Origin of the sequence: Catenulispora sp. MAP12-49 (assembly GCF_041262705.1) — a bacterium.
Taxonomy (GTDB): domain Bacteria; phylum Actinomycetota; class Actinomycetes; order Streptomycetales; family Catenulisporaceae; genus Catenulispora.
The window spans coordinates 1-1,003 of record NZ_JBGCCP010000095.1 but is presented as its reverse complement, the minus strand read 5'-3'; the positions used below and the strand labels follow the sequence as shown (position 1 = coordinate 1,003).

Annotated in this window: 1 protein-coding gene; it reads right to left on the bottom strand. The window is 64.1% G+C overall.

Annotated features, from left to right (window positions below; all coding sequences use genetic code 11):
- Window positions 1-30: 30 nt before the first annotated feature.
- A complete protein-coding gene (locus tag ABIA35_RS49430) occupies window positions 31-927 on the bottom strand; it encodes an IS982 family transposase (RefSeq protein WP_370347999.1) in 897 nt (298 codons plus the stop codon).
- Window positions 928-1,003 lie beyond the last annotated feature (76 nt).

The following is a 1,003-nucleotide window of genomic DNA, read 5'->3' as shown; positions in this document are numbered from 1 at the left end:
CTAGATGATTGAGTCCGATCGTTGGGCTGGTCAGTGGTCGTAAGCGATTAGTGATCGCTTGCTGGGTGCGCCGGTCTTGGTGTTGTGCCAGATCGCTGCGGCCATCGCCAGCAGCCGCTGACCGATCCGGGCGAAGATGCCGCCGTGGGTGCGGGCGCCGTGTTGCTCCAGTGACAGCTGTCCTTTAAGCGTGTCGAAGATCGCCTCGATCCATTGGCGCATCCGCAGCAGTTTGCGCTCGGCCGGGGTGGAGACCGGATCGGAACTGCCGCGCCGGGCCGGGCGGACCAGATGGACGCCCAGCTCGGCGCACAGCTGCTCGAACTCGCCGCCGGCGAAGCCCTTATCAGCCAGGATCACCTGGCCCTCGGCAACGAGATGGTGGTCGACCTCCAACATCGCGGTCATCACCTCCCGCTCACCGAGTTTCGGATTGGCCAGGCACCACATCAACGGCATGCCCTCGGCAGAGGTCAGCAGATACAGGCGCATCCCCCAGAAGAACCGTGAATGCGAGGCGCAGTAGCCGTAACCGGCCTCACCTGCCAGGTCCGAGCGCTTGGCGGTCTCCCGGGACATACCGCACGGTACCGGCGTGGAGTCGATCAGGCGCAGATCCTCAACCCCAGTCGGGGTGACCAGCGCCAGCTCCCGGATCATCGAGGTGATCAGCGGCCCGGCAGCACGCAACCGCTTGTTGTAACCGGACTGGCCTGGGATGTACGGGAACAGATGCCGCAGGTGAGCATGGGCGTAGCGGATCCAATGCCGCTCCCGGGCGAACCCGAGCAACACCTGGGCGATCGCCAGACACAGCAGCTCGGCATCATCCAGCAGCAGCGGGCAGCCTATTCGTCGGCGTTTGACCACGCGATCGGACACGAAGACGTAAAGTGCGGTCAGAAGGGTGTCGAGGTCGGTATTCACACACAGACAACGACACCCTTCGCCATGCCGTCACGCAGGCCCACGACCAGCCCAGCCTTCGGACTCAATCATCTAG